At 71.1% G+C, this 23,894-nt stretch carries 17 protein-coding genes; 7 read left to right on the forward strand and 10 right to left on the reverse strand.

The genetic code is table 11. The features are described 5' to 3' along the window. Together DQW85_RS11180 and DQW85_RS11185 are read left to right on the forward strand one after the other, a co-directional pair. The coding region (locus DQW85_RS11180) for a penicillin acylase family protein (RefSeq protein ID WP_162794898.1) at positions 1 to 1,754 on the forward strand (1,754 nt) is incomplete at its 5' end. Positions 1,755 to 2,132: 378 nt separating this feature from the next. Beyond that, a complete protein-coding gene (locus DQW85_RS11185) occupies positions 2,133 to 2,339 on the forward strand; it encodes a hypothetical protein (RefSeq protein ID WP_113700275.1) in 207 nt (68 codons plus the stop codon). Here the strand turns inward: DQW85_RS11185 and DQW85_RS11190 are convergent. Then, a complete protein-coding gene (locus DQW85_RS11190) occupies positions 2,300 to 2,713 on the reverse strand; it encodes a hypothetical protein (protein ID WP_113700276.1) in 414 nt (137 codons plus the stop codon). The two genes, DQW85_RS11185 and DQW85_RS11190, sit on opposite strands and share 40 nt — an antisense overlap. Before the next feature lie 75 nt (positions 2,714 to 2,788). Here DQW85_RS11190 and DQW85_RS44395 point away from each other — a divergent pair, with 75 nt between their 5' ends. Then, on the forward strand, positions 2,789 to 3,826 hold the full coding sequence (locus tag DQW85_RS44395) for a hypothetical protein (RefSeq protein WP_162794899.1): 1,038 nt from the start codon (positions 2,789 to 2,791) through the stop codon (positions 3,824 to 3,826). 148 nt (positions 3,827 to 3,974) lie between these two features. Here the strand turns inward: DQW85_RS44395 and DQW85_RS11200 are convergent, their stop codons facing one another. The 3 genes from DQW85_RS11200 to mshB are packed head-to-tail and all read right to left on the reverse strand — an operon-like array spanning position 3,975 to position 5,842. After that, positions 3,975 to 4,469, reverse strand: coding sequence for a flavin reductase family protein (locus tag DQW85_RS11200; protein ID WP_113700278.1), 495 nt, complete (start codon positions 4,467 to 4,469; stop codon positions 3,975 to 3,977). 36 nt (positions 4,470 to 4,505) lie between these two features. After that, the gene (locus tag DQW85_RS11205; RefSeq protein WP_113700279.1) at positions 4,506 to 4,925 is read right to left on the reverse strand and encodes a DUF6113 family protein; all 420 of its coding nucleotides are present in this window, start codon (positions 4,923 to 4,925) and stop codon (positions 4,506 to 4,508) included. Between the two features lie 11 nt (positions 4,926 to 4,936). Further along, positions 4,937 to 5,842: an N-acetyl-1-D-myo-inositol-2-amino-2-deoxy-alpha-D-glucopyranoside deacetylase gene (gene mshB / locus DQW85_RS11210; RefSeq protein ID WP_113700280.1), complete on the reverse strand. Its 906-nt coding sequence runs from the start codon at positions 5,840 to 5,842 to the stop codon at positions 4,937 to 4,939. A 45-nt stretch (positions 5,843 to 5,887) separates the two neighbouring features. Between mshB and DQW85_RS11215 the strand changes: the two genes are divergently transcribed. Both DQW85_RS11215 and DQW85_RS11220 read left to right on the forward strand, forming a co-directional pair. Then, complete coding sequence (locus tag DQW85_RS11215; protein WP_113700281.1) at positions 5,888 to 7,957, forward strand: S9 family peptidase; 2,070 nt, start codon at positions 5,888 to 5,890, stop codon at positions 7,955 to 7,957. A gap of 41 nt (positions 7,958 to 7,998) precedes the next feature. Beyond that, entirely contained in the window at positions 7,999 to 10,248 is a 2,250-nt protein-coding gene (locus tag DQW85_RS11220; protein WP_338043373.1) for an ATP-binding cassette domain-containing protein, read from the forward strand. 34 nt (positions 10,249 to 10,282) lie between these two features. Here the strand turns inward: DQW85_RS11220 and DQW85_RS11225 are convergent, their stop codons facing one another. From DQW85_RS11225 to DQW85_RS11250, 5 genes are all read right to left on the reverse strand, one after another. Beyond that, entirely contained in the window at positions 10,283 to 12,385 is a 2,103-nt protein-coding gene (locus DQW85_RS11225) for an ATP-binding protein (protein ID WP_162794900.1), read from the reverse strand. Between the two features lie 8 nt (positions 12,386 to 12,393). Further along, a complete protein-coding gene (locus DQW85_RS11230; protein ID WP_113700284.1) occupies positions 12,394 to 14,778 on the reverse strand; it encodes an ATP-binding protein in 2,385 nt (794 codons plus the stop codon). Between the two features lie 253 nt (positions 14,779 to 15,031). Next, the gene (gene ccrA, locus DQW85_RS47615; protein WP_113700285.1) at positions 15,032 to 18,268 is read right to left on the reverse strand and encodes a crotonyl-CoA carboxylase/reductase; all 3,237 of its coding nucleotides are present in this window, start codon (positions 18,266 to 18,268) and stop codon (positions 15,032 to 15,034) included. An 83-nt stretch (positions 18,269 to 18,351) separates the two neighbouring features. Further along, a complete protein-coding gene (locus DQW85_RS11240) occupies positions 18,352 to 19,389 on the reverse strand; it encodes an aliphatic amidase (protein ID WP_113700286.1) in 1,038 nt (345 codons plus the stop codon). A 407-nt stretch (positions 19,390 to 19,796) separates the two neighbouring features. Further along, positions 19,797 to 20,873, reverse strand: coding sequence for a substrate-binding domain-containing protein (locus DQW85_RS11250; RefSeq protein WP_205315034.1), 1,077 nt, complete (start codon positions 20,871 to 20,873; stop codon positions 19,797 to 19,799). 91 nt (positions 20,874 to 20,964) lie between these two features. Here DQW85_RS11250 and DQW85_RS11255 point away from each other — a divergent pair, with 91 nt between their 5' ends. Then, positions 20,965 to 21,417, forward strand: coding sequence for a MarR family transcriptional regulator (locus DQW85_RS11255; RefSeq protein WP_113700287.1), 453 nt, complete (start codon positions 20,965 to 20,967; stop codon positions 21,415 to 21,417). 142 nt (positions 21,418 to 21,559) lie between these two features. Continuing rightward, the gene (locus DQW85_RS11260; protein WP_113700288.1) at positions 21,560 to 23,011 is read left to right on the forward strand and encodes an amidase; all 1,452 of its coding nucleotides are present in this window, start codon (positions 21,560 to 21,562) and stop codon (positions 23,009 to 23,011) included. 17 nt (positions 23,012 to 23,028) lie between these two features. Here the strand turns inward: DQW85_RS11260 and DQW85_RS11265 are convergent, their stop codons facing one another. Continuing rightward, on the reverse strand, positions 23,029 to 23,868 hold the full coding sequence (locus DQW85_RS11265; protein ID WP_113700289.1) for an NmrA family NAD(P)-binding protein: 840 nt from the start codon (positions 23,866 to 23,868) through the stop codon (positions 23,029 to 23,031). Positions 23,869 to 23,894: the final 26 nt, after the last annotated feature.

Here is a 23,894-nt window from a genome sequence, read left to right on the forward strand (position 1 = left end):
CGGGGCGGGCGGGCGCCGCGGCGCTGGCCCGGGCGGCCGAGGCGCTCGACGCGCTGCCCGGCACGATGAGCACCGCCGACCGAGCGGGCATCGGATCGAACTCGTGGGTCGTCGCCGGCGAGCACACCGCCGGCGGCAAGCCGCTGCTGGCCAACGACCCCCACCTGTCGGCCTCGATGCCGTCCGTCTGGTACCAGGCGGGGCTCCACTGCAGGGAGCTGTCCGACCAGTGCGCGTACGACGTGACGGGCTTCACCTTCTCCGGCGTGCCCGGCGTCGTCATCGGCCACACGAACAAGATCGCGTGGGGGTTCACCAATCTCGGCCCCGACGTGGCCGACCTCTTCCTGGAGCAGGTGACGGGCGACACCTACCTGTTCAAAGGCGAGAAGGTCAAGCTGGAGGCCAGGCAGGAGAAGATCAAGGTGGCGGGCGGAGGGACCGTCACGATCACCGTCAGGAGCACCAGGCACGGTCCGCTGATCAACGAAGTGATCGGCGGCGTCAAACCCGGCGACGGCGCGAACGCGGTGGCCCTGCAGTGGACCGCGCTGATGCCGGGCAGGACCGCCGACGCCATCTTCGCGATCAACGAGGCCACCGACTGGCACGAGTTCAGGGCCGCAGCCGCGCTGTTCGAGGTGCCCGCCCAGAACCTCCTCTACGCCGACGCCGAGGGCAACATCGGCTACCAGTCGCCCGGCCGGATCCCCATCCGCGAGAGGGGTGACGGCACCCTGCCGGTGCCGGGCTGGACGGGCGAGTACGAGTGGAACACCGCCCCCATCCCCTACGACCAGCTGCCGTCCCTGGAGAACCCCGCCGAGGGCTACATCGTCACGGCCAACAACGCCGTGATCGACCCCAAGCGCTACCCGCCGCTGCTGACGAAGGACTGGACGTACGGCTACCGGTCGCAGCGGATCGCCGACCGGCTGCGCGAGGAGATCGGGAAGGGCAAGGTCGACACGGCGAAGATGTCACGCATCCAGCAGGACACGAGCAACCGCCTGGCCGCGACGCTCGTGCCCGCGCTCATGAACGTCACGCTCGCGGGCCCGAGCGAGCAGGCCAGGGAGCTGCTGAGGGGCTGGGACGGCTCGCAGGACCCCGATTCGGCGCCCGCGGCCTACTTCAACGCGGTCTGGCGCCACCTCCTCAAGGCGGCGTTCGACGACGAACTGCCCGAGCAGGCCAGGGCGACGGGCGGCGACCGCTGGTACGAGGTGGTCAGGCGGCTGCTCGACGCGCCCGACGACCCGTTCTGGGACGACACCGCCACCAAGAACCGCACCGAGACCCGCGACGACATCCTCCGCCGGGCGCTGGCCGGCGCCTACCAGGAGGTGTCCGAACTGCTCGGCGATGACACCGGGGCCTGGCGGTGGGGCGACCTGCACCGGCTGACGCTCACCCACGCCTCGCTCGGCACCTCGGGCATTTCGCCCATCGAGGCACTGTTCAACAGGGGGCCGCTGGCGGTGCCCGGCGGGAAGGACGCCGTCAACGCGACCGGCTGGAACGTCCAGAAGGGGTACGCGGTCACCGCTGTGCCCTCCATGCGGATGGTCGTGGACCTGGGCGACCTGGACAGGTCCGGCTGGATCAACCTGACCGGCGCCTCCGGGCACGCGTTCCACGACAACTACTGGGACCAGGCCGCGCTGTGGGCCAGGGGCGAGCTGCTGCCCATGCGATCCAGGCCGGAATCCGTCAGGAAGGCCGCCGTCCACACCCTCCGTCTCCGGCCCTGAGCGTCGGCCCGGACCGGGGCCGGGGCTCATGCCGAGATCGGGCGCGTACGACGACGCTGAGCGTGCTCACCCTGGCCTGGGTCACCCAGTTCGTACGGCTGCGCGAGCGCACGCGCGGTGTGCTGGTCGGCGTCTTCACCGCCGCGTCGGCCGTGGAGCTGGCGGCGATCACGACGCAGGCGTGGCGCGGCGTGCCATCGCACTTCAACACGGCCACCGGCTTCGACACGGTCGTCTCGCGGATCCTGGCGGCAGGGGGCGGCGTGCTGATCGCCGTGGCCGTCTGGGCCACCGTGGCCGCGTTCCGGTGCGCTCCTGCCCGCGCTCGCCTGGCTGGCCGCCCGCACGCTGCCCGCCGAGCAGTCCCGTGTCCGGCTCGTGCGGCTGGCGACGACCGCCTACGCCGGGATCGCCCTGCTCGTCTCCGGGCTGTCCCTGGCCGGGGTGACCGTGGTCGGCCCTGCGACGGCATCGGTGCTCTGCGCGGGCACGGTCTCCGGCCTGGCCCTCGGCGCCCTCACCCTGAGGCTCGAACGGGGAGGACGTCAACCGCGCCTTCGCCACCAGAGCGGCGCGCGGGGATAGCCGCCGTCGTCGAGTCCCGCCAGGCGTTCGAACACGTTGTACGTGGCCTGGTGGCCGCAGAGCAGCACCGAGACCAGCATGGCCAGCAGGTAGAGCGGCAGCATGGGCAGGCCCACGCACCACGCCCACTGGGTGGCGTGCCGGGCCTCGTGCTTGATGAGCCGCTCGTCCAGCGTGTTCGCCTTGGTCAGCACGACGTTGCCGACAGTGAACGCACCCGCGACGGGGAAGCGGTAGCGGTAGCCGTACGCGAGCACCAGGCCGTCGGGGCCAGGCTCCCTGGACGCCCCGCCGACGGCGGCGATGAGCAGACCCAGGGGGGTGGCGAGGTTGAGGTAGTTCGCCACCTTCCGGAACCGGTATCGGCCGTTCATGCGTCTCAGTCTTGACCAATCTTGACAAGTCGGAATAATGATCGACGTCCTGAAATCTCCTATAAGAGCAGGATCATGAGATTCACCACCCTGGGCGCGCTCATCGGCGCCATGGCCCTGGCCGGTGCCGGCGGACTCGCGATGACCCGCACGTCGAACGCCGATCCCTTAGGCACAATCGATCCCCCTCTCCGCGTCGTGGTGGCATCGACCAAGACGCCCACTCCGACTCCGACACCAACCCCCACGATCGGGAAGTACACCGCCAAGACGAAGGTCGTCAAGAAGGACGGCGTCTCCCATCTGAACGTCTCCATCAAGTACGACGGCGCGGCCCGCTTCACCGTCAGGCAGCGCGTCTGCAAGGGCAAGTCCTGCAAGACCGCCACCACCCAGCTCCCCGTCACCACGGGCGCGGGGAAGACCACCAAGAAGCTGGGCACGGGCACGTACAAGGTGAGGGGCAAACCCAAGATCTCCGCCAAGGTCCTGCCGTGGCCCACTCGCACCGTGACGGCCAAGCCCTCGACCACCCCCACTGTCACGGTCACGCAGACCCCGGCCCCGGCCGGCACGGTCACGGTGACCTCGACGGTGACGCAGTCGGCCACGGCCACGGTCACGGCCACCGCCCCCACGGTGACGGTCACGGCCACGGTCACCTTCACCTGCCAGCCGTCCCCGCCCGAGGCGTCCGCGACGCCCACGGCGCTCCCCACCGACCCGACGGCCGGCCCGTCCCCCTCGGACACCGCATCACCGTCGGACACCGCATCACCGTCGAACACCGCGTCACCGCCGGACACGCCACTCTCGGGGCAGACGGCCACCCCGACGGCCACGCCGCCGGAGGCGGCTACGCCCACGGACACGACTCCCTCGGCCACGGTGACGCCCACGCCCACGCCGAGTGACACGGTGACCCCGACTGGCACCGTGACCCCGACTGGCACCGTGACCCCGACGGCCTCAGCGGCCCCGGTCCCGACGTGCCCGGCGCCGACCCAGGAAGTCCCGCCATCGGACTCGCCGTCCCCCACCCCGACCCCGAGCGCCACACCTCAACCGACCGGCACCGACCCGACCCCGACCCCAGCGCCTCCGGCCCAGTGAGATAGTCCCTGCCCGGCGATGTCTCCGGGGTGCCGGGGCTTGGTACGCCCCGGCTCCCGGGGCTCGGCATTCCCGCCCTGGGGTGCCGGGGTTCCGGTGCCTCGCGTGTGGCACGGTCACGGCGTCCCGCGTGGGAGTGCCGGGGCGCTCAAGTGGGTTCGCCCGCCGCCCGGAAGGTCTTGTACGTGCCCTCGTGGTACAGCAACGGGTGAGCGTCGGCCGGGGTGCCGAGGGTGGTGACGGAGCCGACGATGATCGAGTGGTCGCCGCCGTCGTGGACGGCCGTGGTGACGGCCTCCAGGGTGGCGATGGCCCCGTCGAACAGCGCCACCCCCGAGGGCGAGCGGTGGTGTGGCCAGGGCGTGAGCTGGCCGTCGAGGGACCGGCCGCGGTGGGCGAAGAAGCGGGAGGCGTCCTCCATGGACTCCGGCAGCACCGATACGCCCCACACGCCGGACTCCAGCACGGCGGCGTGGAAGCGGGCCAGCTTCTCCGCGCAGAACAGCACCAGCAGCGGCTCCAGCGAGACGGACGTGAAGGAGTTGACCGTCATCGCGTGGTCGACGCCTTCGAGGCTGGTGGTGACGATCGCCACCCCGGTGGCGAACTTGCCGACGACCTTGCGGTACGTCCGCCGGTCCACGTGTCGCTTTACGGAACCATGGTGCACAGAAGCACTTTACGTCGGGCTCCGCGGCACCTGACCGTGCAGCAGCCATGAGCCGCCGGCCCGCGGCGAGGGCGACAGGAAGAAGGCCGCGATCACGGCGATCATGCCGCCGTAGAGGTAGACGTAGCCCGCGGTGCCGCCCGCGATGACCAGGTCGCCCTGGGAGAGCTTCAGCGAGAACGGCATCGAGACCAGCAGCCAGCCCGCGGCCGTGACGGCCGCACCCGACCTGACTCCCATCAGCCTGCCGGCGCCCAGGCAGACGCCGAACAGCCCGAGCAGCCACGCCACTGCGGCGGCCGGGACGGGGCCGAGGTGCCACGCCCCCTGCGTGAACCCGCCCACGATCCCGATGACGACCCCCAGCACGAACAGCATGCCGTAGACGGCCCCGCCCAGCGCCGACTCGGCCTGGCTGCGATGCTCCATGGCGAATGAGGTTAGTGGATCCCGGCAAACAGGTCGTTCTCGCGGTTGTGCGGCTCTCCGAGGCCCCCTGCCTCGACGGGGGCTCCCGGTACGGCGGGACCGGGCACGCCGCCGGCCAGGATGTAGTGCTCCACGCCGAGCGCCTCCTGGCCGATGCCGTTCGAGAGGGCGAACCACGGCTCCCGCACGGTGATCTGGGTGGCGTGGGCGCGCATGGCGGCCAGTTTGGCGCCGACCCACGGCCGCGCGTCGATCTCGGTGGTGATCTCCTCGTCCGAACTGCCGAACGGCATGTCGTCGACGCTCTCCACGACGAACCCGGTGCCGCCCTCGCGCAGCGCCTCCTCGGTGCGCCGCAGCACGGACCGGGGCACGGCGGTGTGGTAGAGCTTCGCGATCTGCCATGCCTCGTCCTCACCGAAGGCGGGGTCGGCCGCGAGCCGGTAAGCCCGCCACGCGACCCGGTGGGCCTGGATGTGGTCGGGGTGGCCGTAGAAGCCGTTGGCGTCGTAGGTGACCAGGACCTGGGGCCGCACCTCGCGGATGATCCTGACCAGCTCGCCCGCCGCCTCGTCGAGGTCGGCCTGCCAGAACGCGCCGGGCCGGTCGTTGGAGGCGACGCCCATCATCCCGGAGTCGCGCCAGCGGCCGGGCCCGCCGAGGAAGCGGTGGTCCTCCACGCCGAGCGCCCGGCAGGCGGCGGCGAGCTCGCCGACGCGGTGCGGTCCGAGGGCGTCGTCGCGGTCGGCGGACAGGTGGGCGAGACGGTCGGGGATGACCTCCCCCTCCTCGCCGAGCGTGCAGGTCACGAGCGTGACGTGGGCACCCTCGGCGGCGTATCGCGCCATGGTCGCGCCGGTGCCGATCGACTCGTCGTCGGGGTGCGCGTGCACGAGGAGCAGCCGTCGATCGGTCATGAATCAGAGCGTAACCAACCCCTGGATACTGGCAGGATTGGGCCCATGAGTGAGAGCTTCCCGCGTCTGTCGGCCAGGACCCGCCGGTTCACGCTCGGGGTTCCCAGGGGGTTCACGATCTCTCCGGACGGCGGCAGGGTGGTGTTCCTGCGCACCCGGTCGGGCACCGACCCGGTGACGTGCCTGTGGGAGCTCGACACCGAGACCCATGTCGAGCGCCTGGTCGTCGACCCGCGCTCGCTGGACGACGGCGACGGCGACGACCTCCCTCCGGAGGAGCGGGCCAGGCGCGAGCGCAGCCGTGAGCAGGCGGGCGGCGTGGTGGCCTACAGCACCGACTCCGCGGTGACGACCGCCGCCTTCGCCCTGTCGGGCGGCCTCTATGTCGCCGACCTGCCGAGCGGGCGGACGCGGCGGCTCGACACACCGGGCGCCGTGGTCGATCCGCGCCTGGCCCCCGACGGGCGGCACGTGGCGTACGTCACGGAGGGGGCACTGCGCGTGCGGGACCTGGCGTCGGGCGAGGACCGCGCGCTGGCCACGCCCGAGTCGCCGACCGTCACCTACGGGCTGGCGGAGTTCATCGCCGCCGAGGAGATGGAGCGGATGCGCGGCCACTGGTGGTCGCCGTCCAGTGACGCGCTGCTGGTCGAGCGGGTGGACGAGGGGCCGGTCCGCGTCTGGCACAGCGCCGACCCGGCCAATCCCGACCGGCCGCCGGTGGCCCAGCGCTACCCGGCCGCGGGCACGCCCAACGCGCTCACCGAGCTGTTCGTGCTGGGTCTCGACGGGTCGCGGGTGGCGGTGCCGTACGAGGACGAATACCTGACGACGGCCGCCTGGGACTCCCACGCGCTGTCGATCGTGACCATGCCGCGCGACCAGAAGGCGCTGCGCCTGTTCGCGGTCGATCCGGAGACGGGCTCGTCCACGCTGGTCCGCGAGGACACCGACCCGGCCTGGGTGGACGTGGTCACCGGTGTTCCGGCCCACCTGGACGACGGTTCGCTGGTGTGGGTGGCCTGCGCCGAGGGCGGCAACCGGCTGTTCGTCGGCGACCGCGCGGTCACCCCGCCGACCCTGCAGGTGCGGGCGGTGCTCGACGTCGACCACGACAGCGTGCTGTTCAGCGCGAGCGGCGACCCCACCGAGATCCAGCTGTGGACCTGGGACGGCCACTCGCTGCTGCCGGTCTCGACCCGTTCCGGGGTGTTCTCGGGGCGGATGTCCGGCGGCGTCGGCGTGCTCACCGAGCAGAGCCTCGACACCGAGGGCGTCTCGACGACGGTGGTGCGCCGCGACGGCATGGCGATCCCGATCCCGTCGCGGGCCGAGCGCCCCGGTCTCGACCTGCGGGTCTCGCTGGGCCGTTCCGGCCGCCGCGAGCTGGCCACCGCGGTGGTCCTGCCGTCCTGGCACGAGCCGGGCTCCGGCCGGCTGCCGGTCCTGATGGACCCGTACGGCGGGCCGCACGCGCAGCGGGTGCTCAACCGGCGCGGCGGCTACCTGGAGAGCCAGTGGTTCGCCGAGCAGGGGTTCGCGGTGGTCGTGGCCGACGGCCGGGGCACGCCGGGCAGGGGGCCGGCGTTCGAGCGCGCGGTGCTGAACGACCTGGCGACGCCGGTCCTGGAGGATCAGATCGACGCCCTGCAGGGCGTGGCCGAGCAGTATCCCGACGACCTCGACCTGGGCCGCGTGGCCGTCCGCGGCTGGTCGTTCGGCGGCTTCCTGGCGGCGCTGGCGGTGCTGCGCAGGCCGGACGTGTTCCACGCGGCCATCGCGGGCGCTCCGGTGACCGACTGGCGGCTGTACGACACGTGCTACACCGAGCGCTACCTGGGCCACCCGGACGAGCAGCCGGACGTGTACGACAATTCCTCACTTTTCGGTGACGCCGCTAAGCTTGATCGCCCACTGTTGCTGATCCACGGTCTGGCCGACGACAACGTCGTGGCCGCCCACACGCTCCGCCTGTCGTCCGCGCTCCTCGCGGCCGGCCGCCAGCACGGCGTCCTCCCGCTGTCGGGCGTCACCCACATGACGCCGCAGGAGGTCGTGGCGGAGAACCTGCTGTTGCTCCAGGTCGACTTCCTCAAGAGGTCTCTGGGCGGGTGACGCCCGGTTCACCCGCCCCTTCTTCGATGGAAAGGGTTTTGGTGAACGACAACATCCGGATCGTCGGCGCGCGCGTGCACAACCTGAAGGACGTGTCGCTGGAGATCCCCAAGAACAAGATCACCGTGTTCACGGGGGTGTCCGGCTCCGGTAAGTCCTCGATCGTGTTCGACACGGTGGCGGTGGAGGCGCAGCGCCAGCTCTATGGGACGTTCAGCTGGTTCATCCGCAACCAGCTGCCGAAGTACGAGCGGCCGCACGCCGACACCGTCGACAACCTGACGACGCCGGTCATCGTGGACCAGAAGCCGGTCAGCGGCAACGCCCGGTCGACCGTGGGCACGATGACCGACATCATGCCGATGATCAGGGCGTTGTTCGCCAGGCAGGGTGACCGGCCGGTGTCGTTGTTCTCGTTCAACGATCCCAACGGCATGTGTCCCGGGTGCCAGGGGCTCGGGCGGGCGGTCCAGCCGGTGGTCGACCGGATGATCGACCGGTCCAGGTCGCTGAACGAGGGCGCGATCCTGCTGCCCGGCTACAAGGTCGGCAGCGTCACCTGGCAGATGTACGGCGCGTACGAGGCGCTCGACCCGGACAAGCCGTTAGGCGACTACTCCGAGGAGGAGCTGCGCACCTTCCTGTACGGCACGGGCAAGGTGTCCGTGGGCGGGATGTTCAACATGACGTACGAGGGGCTGGTCAACCGTTTCGTCCGGCTCAGCCTCAAGCGTGACACCAGCGAGAAGAACCGCGAGGCCGCGAGGCCGTTCATCGAGGAGGGCGTCTGCCCGGCCTGCGACGGCGCCCGCCTGAGCCAGGAGGCGCTGGCCGTGCGGATCGGCGGCCTGAACATCGCCGACTACGCCAGGATGCAGGTCACCGACCTGATCGAGGTGCTCGCCGGACTGGAGTCCTCCATCGCGGACGGGGCGCGCCAGGCGCTGGAGCGGGTGGCCGACATCGGTCTGGGCTACCTCAGCATGGACCGTGCGACCTCGTCGCTGTCCGGTGGCGAGGGGCAGCGGCTCAAGCTCGTCAAGCACCTGGGCAGCACCCTGGTCGGCGTGACGTACATCTTCGACGAGCCGAGCACCGGCCTGCACCCGCGCGACGTGGGCCGGCTGAACCAGTTGCTGAGGGCGCTGCGCGACCGTGGCAACACGGTGCTCGTCGTCGAGCACGACCCCGACGTGATCGCGGTGGCCGACCACGTGGTGGACGTCGGCCCGCGGGCGGGCGTCCACGGCGGCGAGATCGTCTTCGAGGGGCCCGTCGAGCGGCTGCGCGAGGCCGGCACCCTCACCGGGCAGGGCCTGCGCCGGACCGGCCTGATCAAGCAGTCCGTACGGGAGCCGCAGGGCAAGCTGCCCGTCGAGAACGCCACCCTGCACAACCTGAAGAACGTCTCGGTGGCCGTCCCGACCGGGGTGCTCACCGCGGTCACGGGCGTCGCGGGCTCGGGCAAGAGCAGCCTCGTCGCCGAGGTGTTCATGGCGACCCACCCCGAGGCGATCTTCGTGGACCAGTCGGCCATCGGGGCGTCGTCCCGCTCCACCCCCGCCACCTACCTGGGGCTGATGGACGGCATCCGGCAGCTGTTCGCCAAGGCCAACGGGGTGGCGGCCGGGCTGTTCAGCTTCAACTCCGACGGGGCGTGCGAGGAGTGCCAGGGGCGTGGCATGATCATCACCGAGCTGGCCTACATGGACCCGGTGACCACGCACTGCGACACCTGCGACGGGCGCCGGTTCAAGGAGTCGGTGCTGGCCCACCGGCTGCGTGGCAGGTCGATCGCCGACGTGCTGGAGATGCCGGCGGAGGAGGGCGTCGAGTTCTTCACCGAGAAGCAGCTGCGCGCCAAGCTGCGCGCCCTGAACGACGTCGGCCTCGACTACCTCAGCCTGGGGCAGTCGCTCAGCAGCCTGTCGGGGGGCGAGCGGCAGCGCCTCAAGCTGGCGACTCAGCTCCACCGCACGGGCAGCGTGTACGTCCTGGACGAGCCCACGACGGGGCTGCACATGTCGGACGTCGACACGCTGCTCAGGCTGATGGACCGGCTGGTCGACCAGGGCAACACGGTGGTGGTGATCGAGCACAACCTCGACGTCATCCAGCAGGCCGACTGGATCATCGACCTGGGTCCGGACGGGGGCAAGAACGGCGGCGAGGTGGTGTTCACCGGCACCCCCGCCGAGCTGCTGGCCCACCAGGGCTCCCTCACCGGCGAGGCGCTCCGCCGGGCGGTGGGGTCGGTGGGGCAGGTGGGGTCGGTGGGGCAGGTGGGGTAACGCCGGCGGAGCCCTGGGGGTGGTGCCTCGATCGTCACTCTTCGTCCTCGAGCGCGTAGGCGACGACCCGGGACACCCCCAGCCTCGTCCCGTCCCGGTAGGCGGCCGTGTACGCCTTGGCGCCCAGGGCGCGGCGGGCCCGCTCGACGCACTCCTCGTGCGAGCGGGCCTGGATGCGCAGCCGCGACGGCGAGGTGCCGAAGGTCAGCCAGAGATGGTGGGCGATGCCCAGCAGCCGGGCGGCCCGCTCGTGCCGCCCGCGCGCCCCGGCGGTCCAGGCCATGACCTCCAGGCACTGGAGAAGGCCCCACCTGTCGTCCACGGCGCCGTAGTAGGCGGCCACCTCCCGCATCTTGGCCTCGGCCTGACGCCACTCGCCCTGCTCCCAGCGGGCCATGCCGACCGCGTACAGGGCGTACGCGCGGTAGAGCGCCGCGTCGTGCGCCTCGCAGATCCGCACGAGCTCCTCGCCGTACGCGGCGGCGCGGGCCGGGCGCAGGGCGGACGCGAACAGCGCGGAGAAATACAGCGTGAGCCCCACGGCGTGGACGTCGCCGGTCGCGCGCTGCCGGGCGAGGGCCTCCTCCATCAGCGCCAGCCCGCCCTCGGCGTCGCCCGCGGTCAGCGCGCCGACGCCGGACATCTGGATGGCGGAGGCGAGCGTCGGCTCGTCACCCAGCCGCAGCGCCAGCGCCAGGCACTCGTCGATGCTGGGCCGGGCCACCGGATCGCCCTGGTAGAGGGCGAGCAGCCCGTTTGCCCACAGGCCCATCACCCTGGCGACGCTCGGTCCGTCCACCAGCGCGAGGCCGCGTCTCAGCCAGTGCCGGCCCTCGCTGAGAGCGCCGCCGACGAGCCAGTCACCCCAGAGCGCGGACGCGATTTCCAGCCCGATGGGCGCGTCGCCGGAATCGTCGAAGCAGAGGTCGAGGGCGACGCGGACGTTGGCCATCTCGCGGTTCAGCCTCAGGTGGCTGTCGACCTGGTCGGGGGCTATCCGGTCCACGCGCAGCCGCCCGATCAGCCGGTTGTAGTGGTCGATGTAGCGCCGGCGCAGCCCATGCTCGTGCTCGGCGGGCAGCCGTTCGCGGCCGTACGCGCGGATGGTCTCCAGCATGCTGTAGCGGATGCCCGTTCCGTTGGGCTCCGGCCGGCTCAGGATGGACTTGTCCACCAGTCCGGCCATCAGGTCCAGGACGTCCTCGCGCGCGAGGCCCTGTCCGGGGCAGACGGCCTCGGCGGTCTCCAGGTCGGCGCCCCCCGCGAACATCGACAGCCGCTCCCACAGCCGTCGCTCGCCGGGCGAGCACAGCCCGTAGCTCCAGTCCATGGTGGCTCGGAGCGTCTGGTGGCGCGGCAGCGTGCCGGGGCCGACCTCGGCCGGCCGTTCCAGGCATTCGTCGAGCTCGTTCACCAGGTCTTCCACCGGTGTCGTGCGCAGCCGCACCGCCGCGAGCTCGATGGCCAGCGGGATCCCGTCCAGGCGCTGTGCCAGCCGGGCGACCGCGGGGGCGTTGTCGCCGTCGATGAGGAAGCCGGGCCGGATGGTCGCCGCCCGCGCCTCGAAGAGCCGCACGGCGTCGGACCGGGCGATGTCCCGGGTGCTGTCCCCCGGCGCCGGGAACCGCAGCGACGGCACGGCCAGCACCTGCTCGCCGTACACCCCGAGCGACTGGCGGCTGGTGGCCAGGATCCGCAGCCACGTGGTGCCGCGCAGAAGCTGGTGCACCAGGTCCGCGCAGGCGTCGAGCAGGTGCTCGCAGTTGTCCAGCACCAGCAGCATCCGTTTGTCGGTCAGATGCTCCACCACCACGGCCACGGGGTCCGGTCCCGTTTCGCGGACCCCCAGCGCGGCCGCCACGGCCGGCACCAGCAGCGCCTCGTCCTCGATCATGGCCAGCTCCACCAGCCGGACCCCGTCCCGGTACTTCGGTCGTACGAGCTCGCTGACGTGCAGCGCCAGCCGTGTCTTGCCGACCCCGCCCGCGCCGGTCAGGGTCAGCAGGCGGGTCTTGGGCAGGGCCCGCCTGACCTCGGAGATCTCGTGCCTGCGTCCGATGAAGCGGGAGGTGAAGGCGGGTGAAAGGTCCGCCACCTGCCGTGCGGCGGGCAGTAGGTTCTGGAGCCTGTCCTTCACGGCCATGCTCATTCCCCGCCCGGGGGGCCCTCGCCGGACCGCCGCGCCTGCTCGGCGACCCAGGCGGCGATCTGTGCCCTGGAGTTGAAGCCGAGCTTCCGGAGGATGTGCTCGGTGTGGCCTTCGGCGGTGCGCTGAGCGATCACCAGCACCGCCGCGATCTCCCTGCTGCTCATCCCCCGGGCGATGAGCCGGGCGATCTCCGCCTCCCGCGGGGTGAGGGTCTGGTCGCCGTCCGCGGCCCCGGACCGGCGGGAGGCGCCGGACCGGCCGCCCGAGGACGTGTCCTCCATGAGGGCGTAGGCGAGCGCGTCGTCGCGGGAGAGCCTGGTCCCGCGCTTGACGGCCGCCCGGAAGCCCGCCTCGCCCAGCGTCCGGCGCGTACGGGTCTCACACTCCTCGTGGTAGCGCAGGAGATGGCCGTAACCCAGCAGCGGCACGCCGATCGCCTCCCAGACGTTGTGGAGGACGCCCAGCAGTTCGGCCGCCCGCGCGAACTGCCCGTCGGAGGCGGCGGCCCAGGCCAGCACCTCAAGGCTGACCCCGACCCCGACCGAGTCGTCCAGCGCGTTGAACACCCGCAGGCTCTCCTGCTCCATCGCGGTCGCGCGCCGCAGATCGCCCTGCCGCCAGTGCTCGATGCCGAGCGCCGTCATCGTGTACGCCCGGTGCCAGGTCTCGCCGTGGGCATCGCAGACGGCGAGGCTCTCCTCGGCGGCGGCCACGGCGCGCCCGTGGTCGCCGAGGAAGGAGTGCGCGAGGGAGAGCCGGGTGAGCGCCTGCACCTCGCCGGCGGGGTCTCCGGCGGCGCGGTGGCGGGCCACGGCGTCCTCGAAGCAGCCGATCGCCTTCGCGGTGTCCCCGTCGTGCATGGCCACCATGCCGGAGTAGAGCGCGACGTAGCCGAGGACCGGTTCCAGCCCGTACCGCTCGGCGAGCATCCTGCTGTCTTCGAGCAGCCTGGTGGCCGAGGCCCGGTCGCCCTGGATGATGGCGAGCCAGCCGCAGGCCCACATGGCCCGCGCTCTGACCTCCGACCCGCCCGCGGTGTCGGCGAGCCCCTGTTCGAGCCAGTCGCGCCCCTCACCCAGGTGGCAGCTCGTGATCCAGTGGTAGAGCAGGTCGCTCGCCATGTCGATGCAGAGCCCGGCGTGCTCGGCGTGGCAGTACTCCAGTGCGGTGCGCAGGTTCGGGTGCTCGGCCCGCAGCCGGTTGAGCAGCTTGACCTGTGCCGGGCCGAACAGCTGCGCCATCGCGTCGTGCGACAACCGCCGGTAGTACTCGCGGTACCAGCGTTTCACCTCCTGCTCGCGGCCGGACGCGACCAGCCGCTCCCGCCCGTACTGCCGGATCGTGTCGAGCAGCCGGTAGCGCACTCCGGTCGGATGCTCCTCCCTGATCAGGACCGACTTCTCCACCAGGCCGATCACCAGGTCGATGATCTCGTCGCGCGCGATGCCGTCGCCGGCGCAGACCGCCTCGGCGGCCTCCAGGTCCAGGCTGCCGGTGAACACCGAGATGCGCGCCCATAGCAGGCGCTCCTGCTCGGTGCACAGGTCGTGACTCCAGTCGAGCAGGGCGCGGAGCGTCTGGTGGCGGGATCTGGTGACGTGCGGTCCCCCCGTGAGCAGTTGGAAGCGGTCGTCCAGGCGGTCGAGCAGCTGCTCGGCGGAGAGCGCGCGCAGCCGCACGGCGGCGAGCTCGATGGCGAGCGGCAGGCCGTCCAGGCGGCGGCAGATCCGCTCGATGACGTCCCGGTTGTCGTCGGTGACGGTGAAATCGGGCACGACGGCCTGGGCTCTCTCGGCGAAGAGCTTGATCGCGTCGGACGTCGCGGACGAGGCGCCGTGCTGGCCGCCGTGCTGGACCTCGTCGTCCGGCAGCGGCAGCGTCGGCACGGTGAACGCCTGCTCGCTGGCGAGGCCCAGCGGCTGCCGGCTGGTGGCCAGGATGCGCAGCTCGGGGGCGGAGCGCAGCAGCCGCTGGGCCACCACGGCCGCCTCGTTGAGTAGGTGCTCGCAGTTGTCCAGCACGACCAGCATCCGCCGGCCGCGCAGGTACTCGGTGAGCACCTGGATGCCGGCCTGGGCGGAGTGGTCCTGGATCTTCAGCGCGGCGACCATGGTCTGGGGGATCATGCCGGAATTGTCGAGTTCGGCGAGTTCGACCAGCCACACGCCGTCGGGGAAGGCCCGTCGCAGGCCGGTGGCGACCCGCAGGGCCAGCCGGGTCTTGCCGACACCACCGGGCCCCATCAGGGTCACCATGCGCGAATCGCCCATGAGGCGCTTGATTGTGGCCACTTCGTGCTGACGTCCGATGAAACTGGTCACCTCGGCGGGCAGCCCTTCGGCCGGCCGTTGCTTCGAGGTGGTCGATGTGCCATTGGTCATCGATGCCTCGCATCGGCTCCGGCCAGTGGGTCACTATGCGCGGAGAAGAGCCGATGACACCAAGATATGCCCCGTGCCATCACCGCCAAGTTGCAGGGGCCGCCGCATATGCGCTGGTCATCGCGTGTTTTCGAAGACCGGCGCACCGGCCCGGGCGCGAATTTCGGGCAATTTTGGCGCGGGGAGTGCGGGAAGGGTTGAACGCTTGACGGAGCCCGTGCCCGTACGTGGACTGTTCTTTGTCGTCGCCGGTTCAGCCCTGGGCTCCGTTCGCCGCTCCGACCAGGGCGACCACGTTGCCGAACACGTCCTCCCCCCGCGCCATCGCGGCGTGGGCCTCGGGCAGTTCGTGGAAGGCGATGGTCCTGCCGAGGCAGGGATCGATGGTTCCGGCACGGACAAGGTCGTGGTAGGCGCGCGCCTGGTCGTCGTTGGTCCCGTGGGAACCCTGGAATCGCTTCTGCCTGGTCCAGTGGTAACGCAGGTCGACCACCGCGTCGTAGCCGGTCGTCCCGGCGCAGATCACCACCATGCCGCCGGGCCGGCACAGGTAGATACTGGTCGGCACCGTCGCCTCGCCCGGGTGTTCCAGGACGATCGCCGGGTCCCGCCGTTCGCCCGCGATCTCCCACAGCCGCTTGCCGAAGGCGCGGGCACCCGCCGTCCAACGGGCCTGGCCGTCCGCGTCATCGCTGCGCGGTGGCACGCCCCAGTGGTCGAACTCACGCCGGTTGACATAACCCACCGCGCCGTACTTCATCGCGTACTCGCCACGGCGGTCGTCGGAGACCACCGCGATGGCCCTGGCGCCGGCGGCGGCGGCAAGCTGGGTGGCCTGTGTGCCGAGTCCCCCCGAACCACCCCAGACGAGGACGATGTCATCCGGCTGGACCGTGTTCCCCTCCCAGCCGTGCAGCATCCGGTAGGCAGTCGTGCCGACCAGGGTGGGCGCCGCGGACTCCGCCCAGCTCAGTTGCTCGGCCTTCGGCAGGATCTGGTGGGACTGGACCCGGCAGAACTGGGCGAACGACCCGAAATTGGTGTCGTACCCCCAGATCCGGGCGGAGGGCGCGAGCATGGGGTCCTTGCCGGCCGCTGTCCAGGGGTCGTCGGCGTCCCAGTAGCCGGGGTGGATCACGACGTGGGCGCCGACCTCGACGCCACGTACAGCCGAGCCGACGGCATAGACGATCCCGGAGGCGTCGCTGCCCCCGATGTGGAAGTCGTACGACTCGCCGCGCCTGCGCCGCAGGGCGATCACGTCGACCGGGTAGCCTCGCGCGGCCCAGACATTGTTGTAGTTCACGCCGGCGGCCATGACGGCGACGAGCACCTCGTCGGGGCCGATCGGCGGCACGTCCACCTCCTCCACCTGGAATGCCTGAGCCGGGTCGCCGAAGCGGTCCTGCCGCACGACCTGCGCGTACATGCGCTCGGGTACGACGCCCAGCGGCGGCAGCGAGCCGATGGGAACGGTGCGCGAGCTGTTGCTGACCGTTTTCCGGCTTCCGTGCACGGCTGGCGGCATGACATTCCTCCTTGTGAGGGGACGAGCGGCGGTGGTTTCTCCGGGCGCCCCGAAAGGAGGGCTCACCCGGGCGAGGGCGCCGGTGATCTCGTCGAGAGCGGACGGGTCCTCGACGGTCGCCGGCGTGACGTACTGCTCTCCGGCGGCGATGGCCCGCATGGTCGCGCGCAGGATCTTGCCCGAGCGGGTCTTGGGCAGGCGGTCGACCACCGCCACGTGTTTCAGGCTCGCGATGGGGCCGATCTGCTCGCGCAGCAGCCTGATGACGTCCTTCGCCAGATCCTGCTCGGTGGCGCGAATGTCCGCGACCGTGACGACGAACGCGGCGGGAAGGTGCCCCTTGAGCGGGTCCGGGACCGCGATGACAGCGCATTCGGCGATGTCGGGGTGTGTGGTGATGACCTGTTCCATGGCGCCGGTGGACAGGCGGTGCCCGGCGACGTTGATGACGTCGTCCGTGCGGCCCATGACGAAGAGGTAGCCGTCCTCGTCGATGTACCCGCCGTCTCCGGTCCAGTAGTAGCCGGGAAATGTCGTCAGGTAGGACTTGACGAACCGGTCGTCGTCCCCGTGAAGCGTCGTGAGGCCGCCCGGGGGCAGGGGCAGCTTCACGACGATCGCCCCCTGCTCACCGGGGCCGGCGGGTGTGCCGTCGCCGCGCAGGACGCTGACATCGAATCCCGGCATGGGTCTGGTCACCGACCCTTCCTTGGGCGGATGCCGGTCGAGACCGATCGGGTTGGCCGCGATGGGCCATCCGGTCTCGGTCTGCCACCAGTTGTCGACGACGGGTTTGCCCACGCGTTCGCGGATCCATCGATAGGTGTCGGGATCCAGCCGCTCCCCGGCCATGAAGATCGTCCTCAGCTGGGGAAGGTCCACCAGCCGCGATGCCCCGGGATCGGCCTGGCGGATGGCCCGCAGCGCTGTGGGCGCGGTGAACAGGGCCGCGACTCCGTGCTCACGCGCCACACGCCAGAACGTCCCCGCGTCCGGGGTGCCCACGGGCTTGCCTTCGTACAGGACGGTGGCCGCCCCGGCGATCAGCGGTCCGTAGACGATGTAGGAGTGGCCCACGACCCACCCGACGTCGGACGCCGCCCAGAAGACCTCACCGGCGCGGATGTCGAAGATGTTCGACATGCTCCAGCGCAGCGCCACGGCGTGGCCGCCGTTGTCACGCACCACCCCTTTGGGCCGTCCGGTCGTACCGGAGGTGTAGAGGATGTACAGCGGATCGGTGGCCTCCACCGGCACGCACTCCACGGGATCGGCGTGCGGCACGACGGCGTCCCAGTCGATGTCACGTGGCGCCCTCAGCTGGGCCGTCGCCTGGCTCCGCTGGAGCACCAGGCAGTGCCGCGGCTGGTGCTCGGCACGGTCCAGCGCCTGTTCGAGGAGGGGGTGGTACTCCACCACGCGGGAGGGCTCAAGTCCGCATGAGGCGGTGACGACGACACGGGGCCGGGCGTCGTCGATGCGTGCCGCCAGCTCGGGCGGTGCGAATCCGCCGAAGACGACGGCGTGGACGGCGCCGATCCGGGCGCAGGCCAGCATGGCGAACACGGCCTCGGGGACCATCGGCATGTAGATCACGACGCGGTCGCCACGGCGGACGCCGAGGCGGCGCAGGGCGCCTGCCACACGTGCGACCTCGTCGCGCAGTCGCAGGTAGCTGAAGCCGGCTCGCTCCCCCGTCATCTCGCTGTGGTAGATCAGAGCCGTGTCCTGGCCCCGGCCGACGCGCACATGCCGGTCGACGGCGTTGTAGCAGGTGTTCAGCCGCCCGCCGGGGAACCAGCGGCCATGGGGCGCGCCGTCACGGGCGTCCAGGGCACGGGTCGGGCGGCGCTCCCAGTCGATGTCCTCGGCAGCGCGCAGCCAGAAAGCGTCAGGCTCGGTGATGCTGGCCGAATGAGCGGTCGCGAGGGGGCGGTGGTGGTCGGTCCGGATGGTCGTCATCGGTCTCTTTCCTCGTTACGGAGATGCGTGCGACCGCGAGGAAGGACCGGCACCGGCGGCTCGCCGGTGCCGGTGCGCGCACGTCAAGAGGACGCGGAGTCCGCGGTCGGGAGCGAGCCCACGGGGCAGGCGGCCACACCGATGGTGTCGCGGGTGAACGCCTCGACGTTCTTCTGTGCCCGCTCCGGGTCGGTGACCCAGGTCCGGTAGAAGTCGAACGGGCATTCCGCGACGCCCTTGTCGCCGTCGTTTCCGTCGTGGACGCCGGAGTATCCCCGGTGCAGCAGCTTGAACAGATGGTTGGTGGACTGGTCCTGGGCGCGGGCGTCGCGGATGGCGGACAAGGAGAGCTGGGCGTACTGGATGCCGTACTCCTCCGTGCCCGTCTCTCCGAGCGTCCGGCCGTCGAAGCCGATGATCGAGGAATGGCCGAAGTAGTAGTAGACGCCGTCGAAGCCTGCGGCGTTGGCGACGGCGACGTAGCTGTTGTTCGCCCACGCCATGGCCTTGGCCATGTTCACCGTCTGCTCCTGGGCGGGGTACATGTAGCCCTGGCAGCGGACGATCAGCTCGGCGCCCTTCATCGCGCAGTCACGCCAGATCTCGGGGTAGTTGCCGTCGTCGCAGATGATCAGCGAGACCTTGAGGCCCTTGGGTCCCTCGGTGACGTGGGTGCCGTCGCCCGGGTACCAGCCCTCGATCGGGCACCAGGGCAGGATCTTGCGGTACTTCTGCACGATCTCGCCGCGGTCGTTCATGAGGATCAGGGTGTTGTACGGCGGTCTGTTCGGGTGGTCCTCGTGCCGCTCACCGGTGATCGAGAAGACCCCCCACACGCCGGCCTCACGGCAGGCGGCGGCGAAGATCTCCGTCTCGGGCCCGGGGATGGTGGTCGCGGTCGCGTACATCTCCTCGCGGTCGTACATGATGCCGTGCAGGGAGTACTCCGGGAAGATCACCAGGTCCAGGCCGGGCAGGCCCTGCCTGATGCCGACGACCATGTCGGCGATCGTCCGCGCGTTCTCCATCACTTCGGGAGTGGTGTGGAGGCGGGGCATCTTGTAGTTGACCACCGCGACTCCGACGGTGTCAGGGCTGGACGTGATGTCACCGTGCCGCATGGCGGGCTCCTTCAGGTTGTGGTGATCTACGGTGGTGCGGGAGCTTGCGATCAGGTGGTGAACGATGCCAGCCGGGCCTCCCTCTCCTGGGCAGGTGTCCTGAAACCGAGGAGAGCGGCCAGGGCGAGCAGGCCCACGCAGGTCGCGGCGATCGGGCCAGGCCGGCGTAGACGACGGCGGCCCCTGCCACGAACAGCGAGAACCAGCCCACGCCCTCCGGTTCGAGCCGCACCAGGGTGGCCCCTGCGTAGAGCAGACCGACGTTGAGCATGGTCATCCCCCTTCGGCCCGCTCACGGGCCTGCCGCAACTACAACCATCTGGATTTATTCCAGATGAAAGTAATGTGGCGCGGGAGTGTCCTCACTGTCAAGACGTGGGCGAGAAACTTTCAGTGGGCCCGGACGCTCAGAGACACGCGATCACGTCGAAGTCGTAGCCGTCGGCGACCGCGAGATGCACGCTCTGCGCGGCCTGCCGGCCGCGGAACTCCACGGTTCCCCGCGGTCCGTGGTAAGCGACACGGTCGACGACGCTGTCCAGCGCGTCCGGCTGGAGCGACCCGGCGCGGCGAGCGAGCTGGGCCAGCGTCTTCAGGCCCTCGTAGCAGGACTCCGCGGCGACGTTCAGCGCCGGCGCCGTCGGACCGTGCAGGCCCACATACCTGCCGAGCAGGTCCATGGTGTCGGCGTTGGCAAGAGAGCGGAAGTATGCGGCCGCGGTGAACAGGTTCCTCGTGGCCGCGAGCCCGCTGGCCATGAGCATGTTCTCCTCCAGCATGACGCTGAAGCGGACGAGCTTCTCGTGCAGCCCGCGCCTGGCGAACACCCTGTTGAACTCGGCCGCGTCCTGTCCCACCAGGAGCATCAGCACGCCGTCGCAGCCGGACTGCTCGATCAGCGGGATCGCCCGGGCCGTCCGGCCCGATCCGAGCCCGACGAAGCATTCGCCCACGATTCGCAGGCCGAGCTCCTCGGCGAAGCGCGCCACGGCGCGCGCGGTGCCGCGCGGCCACACATAGTCATTGCCGACGATGAACCACCGTTTGGCGCCGATGTTGTCCCGCAGCCACCCCAGCGCCGGCCGGATCTGCAGACGGGGGATCTCGCCGGTGCACAGTGGCCCGCTACCCGCCGCACCGCCCTCGTGCAAGGCCGTGTACACGTAGGGCACCCGGTCGGCGAGGACCGGCGCGACGGCGTCACGCACCGAGGAGATGTGCCACCCGCTCACCGCGTCCACCGCGCCCGCGGCCACCAGGCGACGCAGCACGGCCGCCACGGCCTGCGGCTCCGCCCCTCCGTCGACGATCTCGGCGACCACCTGCCTCCCGATGATGCCGTCCGCGCTGTTGAACTCGTGCAGCGCGAGCTCGGTGACGGCCTGACAGGAGGGCCCGAGGAGACCGGCCGGACCTTGCAACGGGATCACCATCGCGATGCGCAGGATACCCGCCTCTGCCCGTGCCGCCGCGTCTGTCGCCATGTCGGCTCCGGTGGGTTGCGGAACGAGAGTAGTTGATATATTTTCATCTGGAATTGTCTCAGAAGGAAGTTTGACCCGCAAGGGGGCCCGGATGGGAGACGCAGGCATCGACGGCTCGTCATCCGCGGGCGCCTTCATCGTGGCGGCCCGCAGGGCCACCTCACTCGTGGAGCGGGTGGTCAAACCCGAGGGGCTCACCGTCGACCAGTGGCTCACCCTGGAGGCGCTGGCCGATGCCGGGCCGCTGACCATGTCCGACCTGGCGTCCCGGACCATGGTGACCGGCCCGACGCTGACCCGGGTCATCGACCGGCTGGTGGCCACCGCTCTGGCCTACCGGGAGGTCGACGCCTACGACCGGCGGCGGGTTCTGGTCCATCTCAGTACGCGGGGCCGGTCGGCGTACCAGCGTGTCAGCGCCGGGCTCACCGACATCGAGGACGACGTGCTGGCCCAGCTGGACGAAGTCACCACGACGCTCGTCCGGAGGGGCCGGATCGACCACGGTTCGTCGTCCGGCGACTCGACCGTACACACCCGCTGACTGACGCCGCCCGCCACGTCTCCCGCGCTCGGTAGAGCCGCAAGGCCGCCGCGCCCGCTCAGGAGACGTCCACCATCGGGGCCCTCGCATGCCGATCCACGGGCCACGACGATCATGCCGGCCTGCCCACCGAGGAGCACCAGTGAAGATTTCAGAGTACGTGACCTTTGACGCGGTCGGCCTCGCGGACCTGGTCGCCCGGGGTGAAGTGACACCCGCCGAGCTGGAGGCGGTGGCGCTGGCGGCGGCACAGGCGGTCAACGGCCAGATCAACGCCATCGTGGAAACATGGCCCGGCGAGGACGCCCCGGTCCCGGGCAGCACACCGCTGGCCGGAGTGCCCTTCCTGATCAAGGATCTCGGGGTGACCATGGCCGGCAAACGCGTCGAACTGGGCAGCCGGCTCGCGGCCGGGAATGTCGCCCAGGCCGACTCGTCGCTGATGAGGCGCTTCCGTGCCGCCGGGCTCGTGACGTTCGGGCGCACCGCGACACCGGAGATGGCCTACAGCATCACCACCGAACCCGTCCTGTACGGAACGACCCGCAACCCCTGGGACCTGCGGCGCAGTGCGGGCGGCTCCAGCGGCGGCGCGGGTGCCGCCGTCGCCGCCGGAGTGGTCCCGATCGCCCACGCCACCGACGCCGCGGGCTCGATCCGGGTTCCCGCCGCCTACAACGGCCTGTTCGGGCTGAAGCCCACACGCGGTCGCGTCTCCATGGGGCCCGACCTGGACGAGATCTTCAACGGCCTGGCGGTGCAGGGCTGCCTGAGCCGAACGGTGCGGGACAGCGCGGCGGTGCTCGACCAGATCCGCGGCCCGGAACCGGGTGACCCCTACTTCGCCACCGAGCCCTCCCGGCCGTACCTGGAGGAGGTCACCCGCGACCCGGGCTCCCTGCGGATCGGCCTCGTCGTGCGGCCCTGGGGCGGACGACCCACGACCGCCCCCGTGGCCGACGCCGTGAAACGTGCGGCGCACCTGCTCGAATCCCTGGGCCATCGGGTGGAGGAGGCCGAGGTCGACCTCGGAGTCGGCTGGGAGGAGTTCGTCCTGGCCAACGCCCGCCTGTGGACGGCCAACCTGACGGACTGGCTTGACGGCCTGGCCGCCGCCTTCGGCCGACCCCTGGACGACTCCACCCTCGAACCGGTGAACCTGACCAGTTACGCCTACGGGCAGCAGGTCAGCGGCACCCAGTTCGTCAGCGCGCTCGCGGTGCGCAACGCGGTCGCCCGGAGCCTGGCACGATGCTTCGGCGCCTACGACGTGCTGCTCACCCCGACCCTGCCCGAGCTTCCGGTGCCTCTCGGCACCTACGCGGAGGGCGTCGAGGCACTGGACGGCCTTGGCTGGCTGAACCGGCTGTTCGACCGCTCACCGTTCACCGCGGCGTTCAACGTGGCGGGCACGCCGGCCATGTCCGTGCCCCTGGCCTGGGACCACGAGACCGGACTCCCCATCGGGGTGCAGTTCGCCGCCGGTTACGGGCTCGAAGACCGCCTGTTCCGCCTGGCCGGACAGCTCGAACAGGCGAGTCCGTGGATCGGTCGCACCCCCGCGGTGTGGGCGGGCGACCACGAGACCGTGTGAGACCCCCGCGGCTCACGTCAGGGGCCGAATGCGGCGGCGTTCTCCCGGACCCACTGCGCGAAGGTGCGGGCCGGCCTCCCGGTGACCTGCTCCACGGTGGGCAGCACGGAGTCCCCCGCGATCGGCGGGTCGGTCCGCATCTTCAGGAAGAACTCGACGTCCTCGCCGGAGTAGCCGGCCTCGCGCCACTGGGCGACGATCTCGTCCTGGGTGAGCTCGACGTAGCGCACCTCGCGGCCGAGGACCTCGCCGATGGTGCGGACCTTCTCCGGCGGGGTCAGCGCCTCCGGACCGGTCAACCAGTATTCCCGGCCGGCGTGGCCGTCGCCGGTGAGCGCCGCCGCGGCCACCGCGGCGATGTCGGCCTCATGGATCATGGCGCTGCGGGCCTCCGGGAACGCCTCCCGGACGACCCCCTCGGTCCGTACGGACTCGGCCCACTCCAGGGCGTTGGACATGAACTCGACCGGCGCCAGATGGGTCCACTCCAGGCCGCCGGCCTCGACGGCGTGCTCAAGCGGGCTCTTGGCCACGTCGCCCTTGAGCACCGTCACCCTGCGCACCCCGGCCCGGCTCGCCAGGTCGACGATCTCCTCGCCGTTGGTCAGCGGTGCGTAGTCCTCCCCGTCGAAGCTGATCAGGTGCGCGGCCGAGGCGCCGGTGAACGCGGCTGCGAGGCTGGAGGCGTCGGCCAGGTTCCCGGCGACCGCCTCGGCCCCGGCCGGGAGGTCGGCCCTGACCGGGTCGCGGGTGAGGGCGCGGACCCGGTGCCCGGCGGCGAGGAGCTGTTCGACCAGGGAGCGGCCGACGTTGCCGGTGGCGCCCGCGACAAGGATGATCTTGGAATCGTGTGTCATGGCGGAGACGTTAGGAGCGATCGCGG

Origin of the sequence: Nonomuraea lactucae, assembly GCF_003313395.1 — a bacterium.
Taxonomy (GTDB): Bacteria; Actinomycetota; Actinomycetes; order Streptosporangiales; family Streptosporangiaceae; genus Nonomuraea; species Nonomuraea lactucae.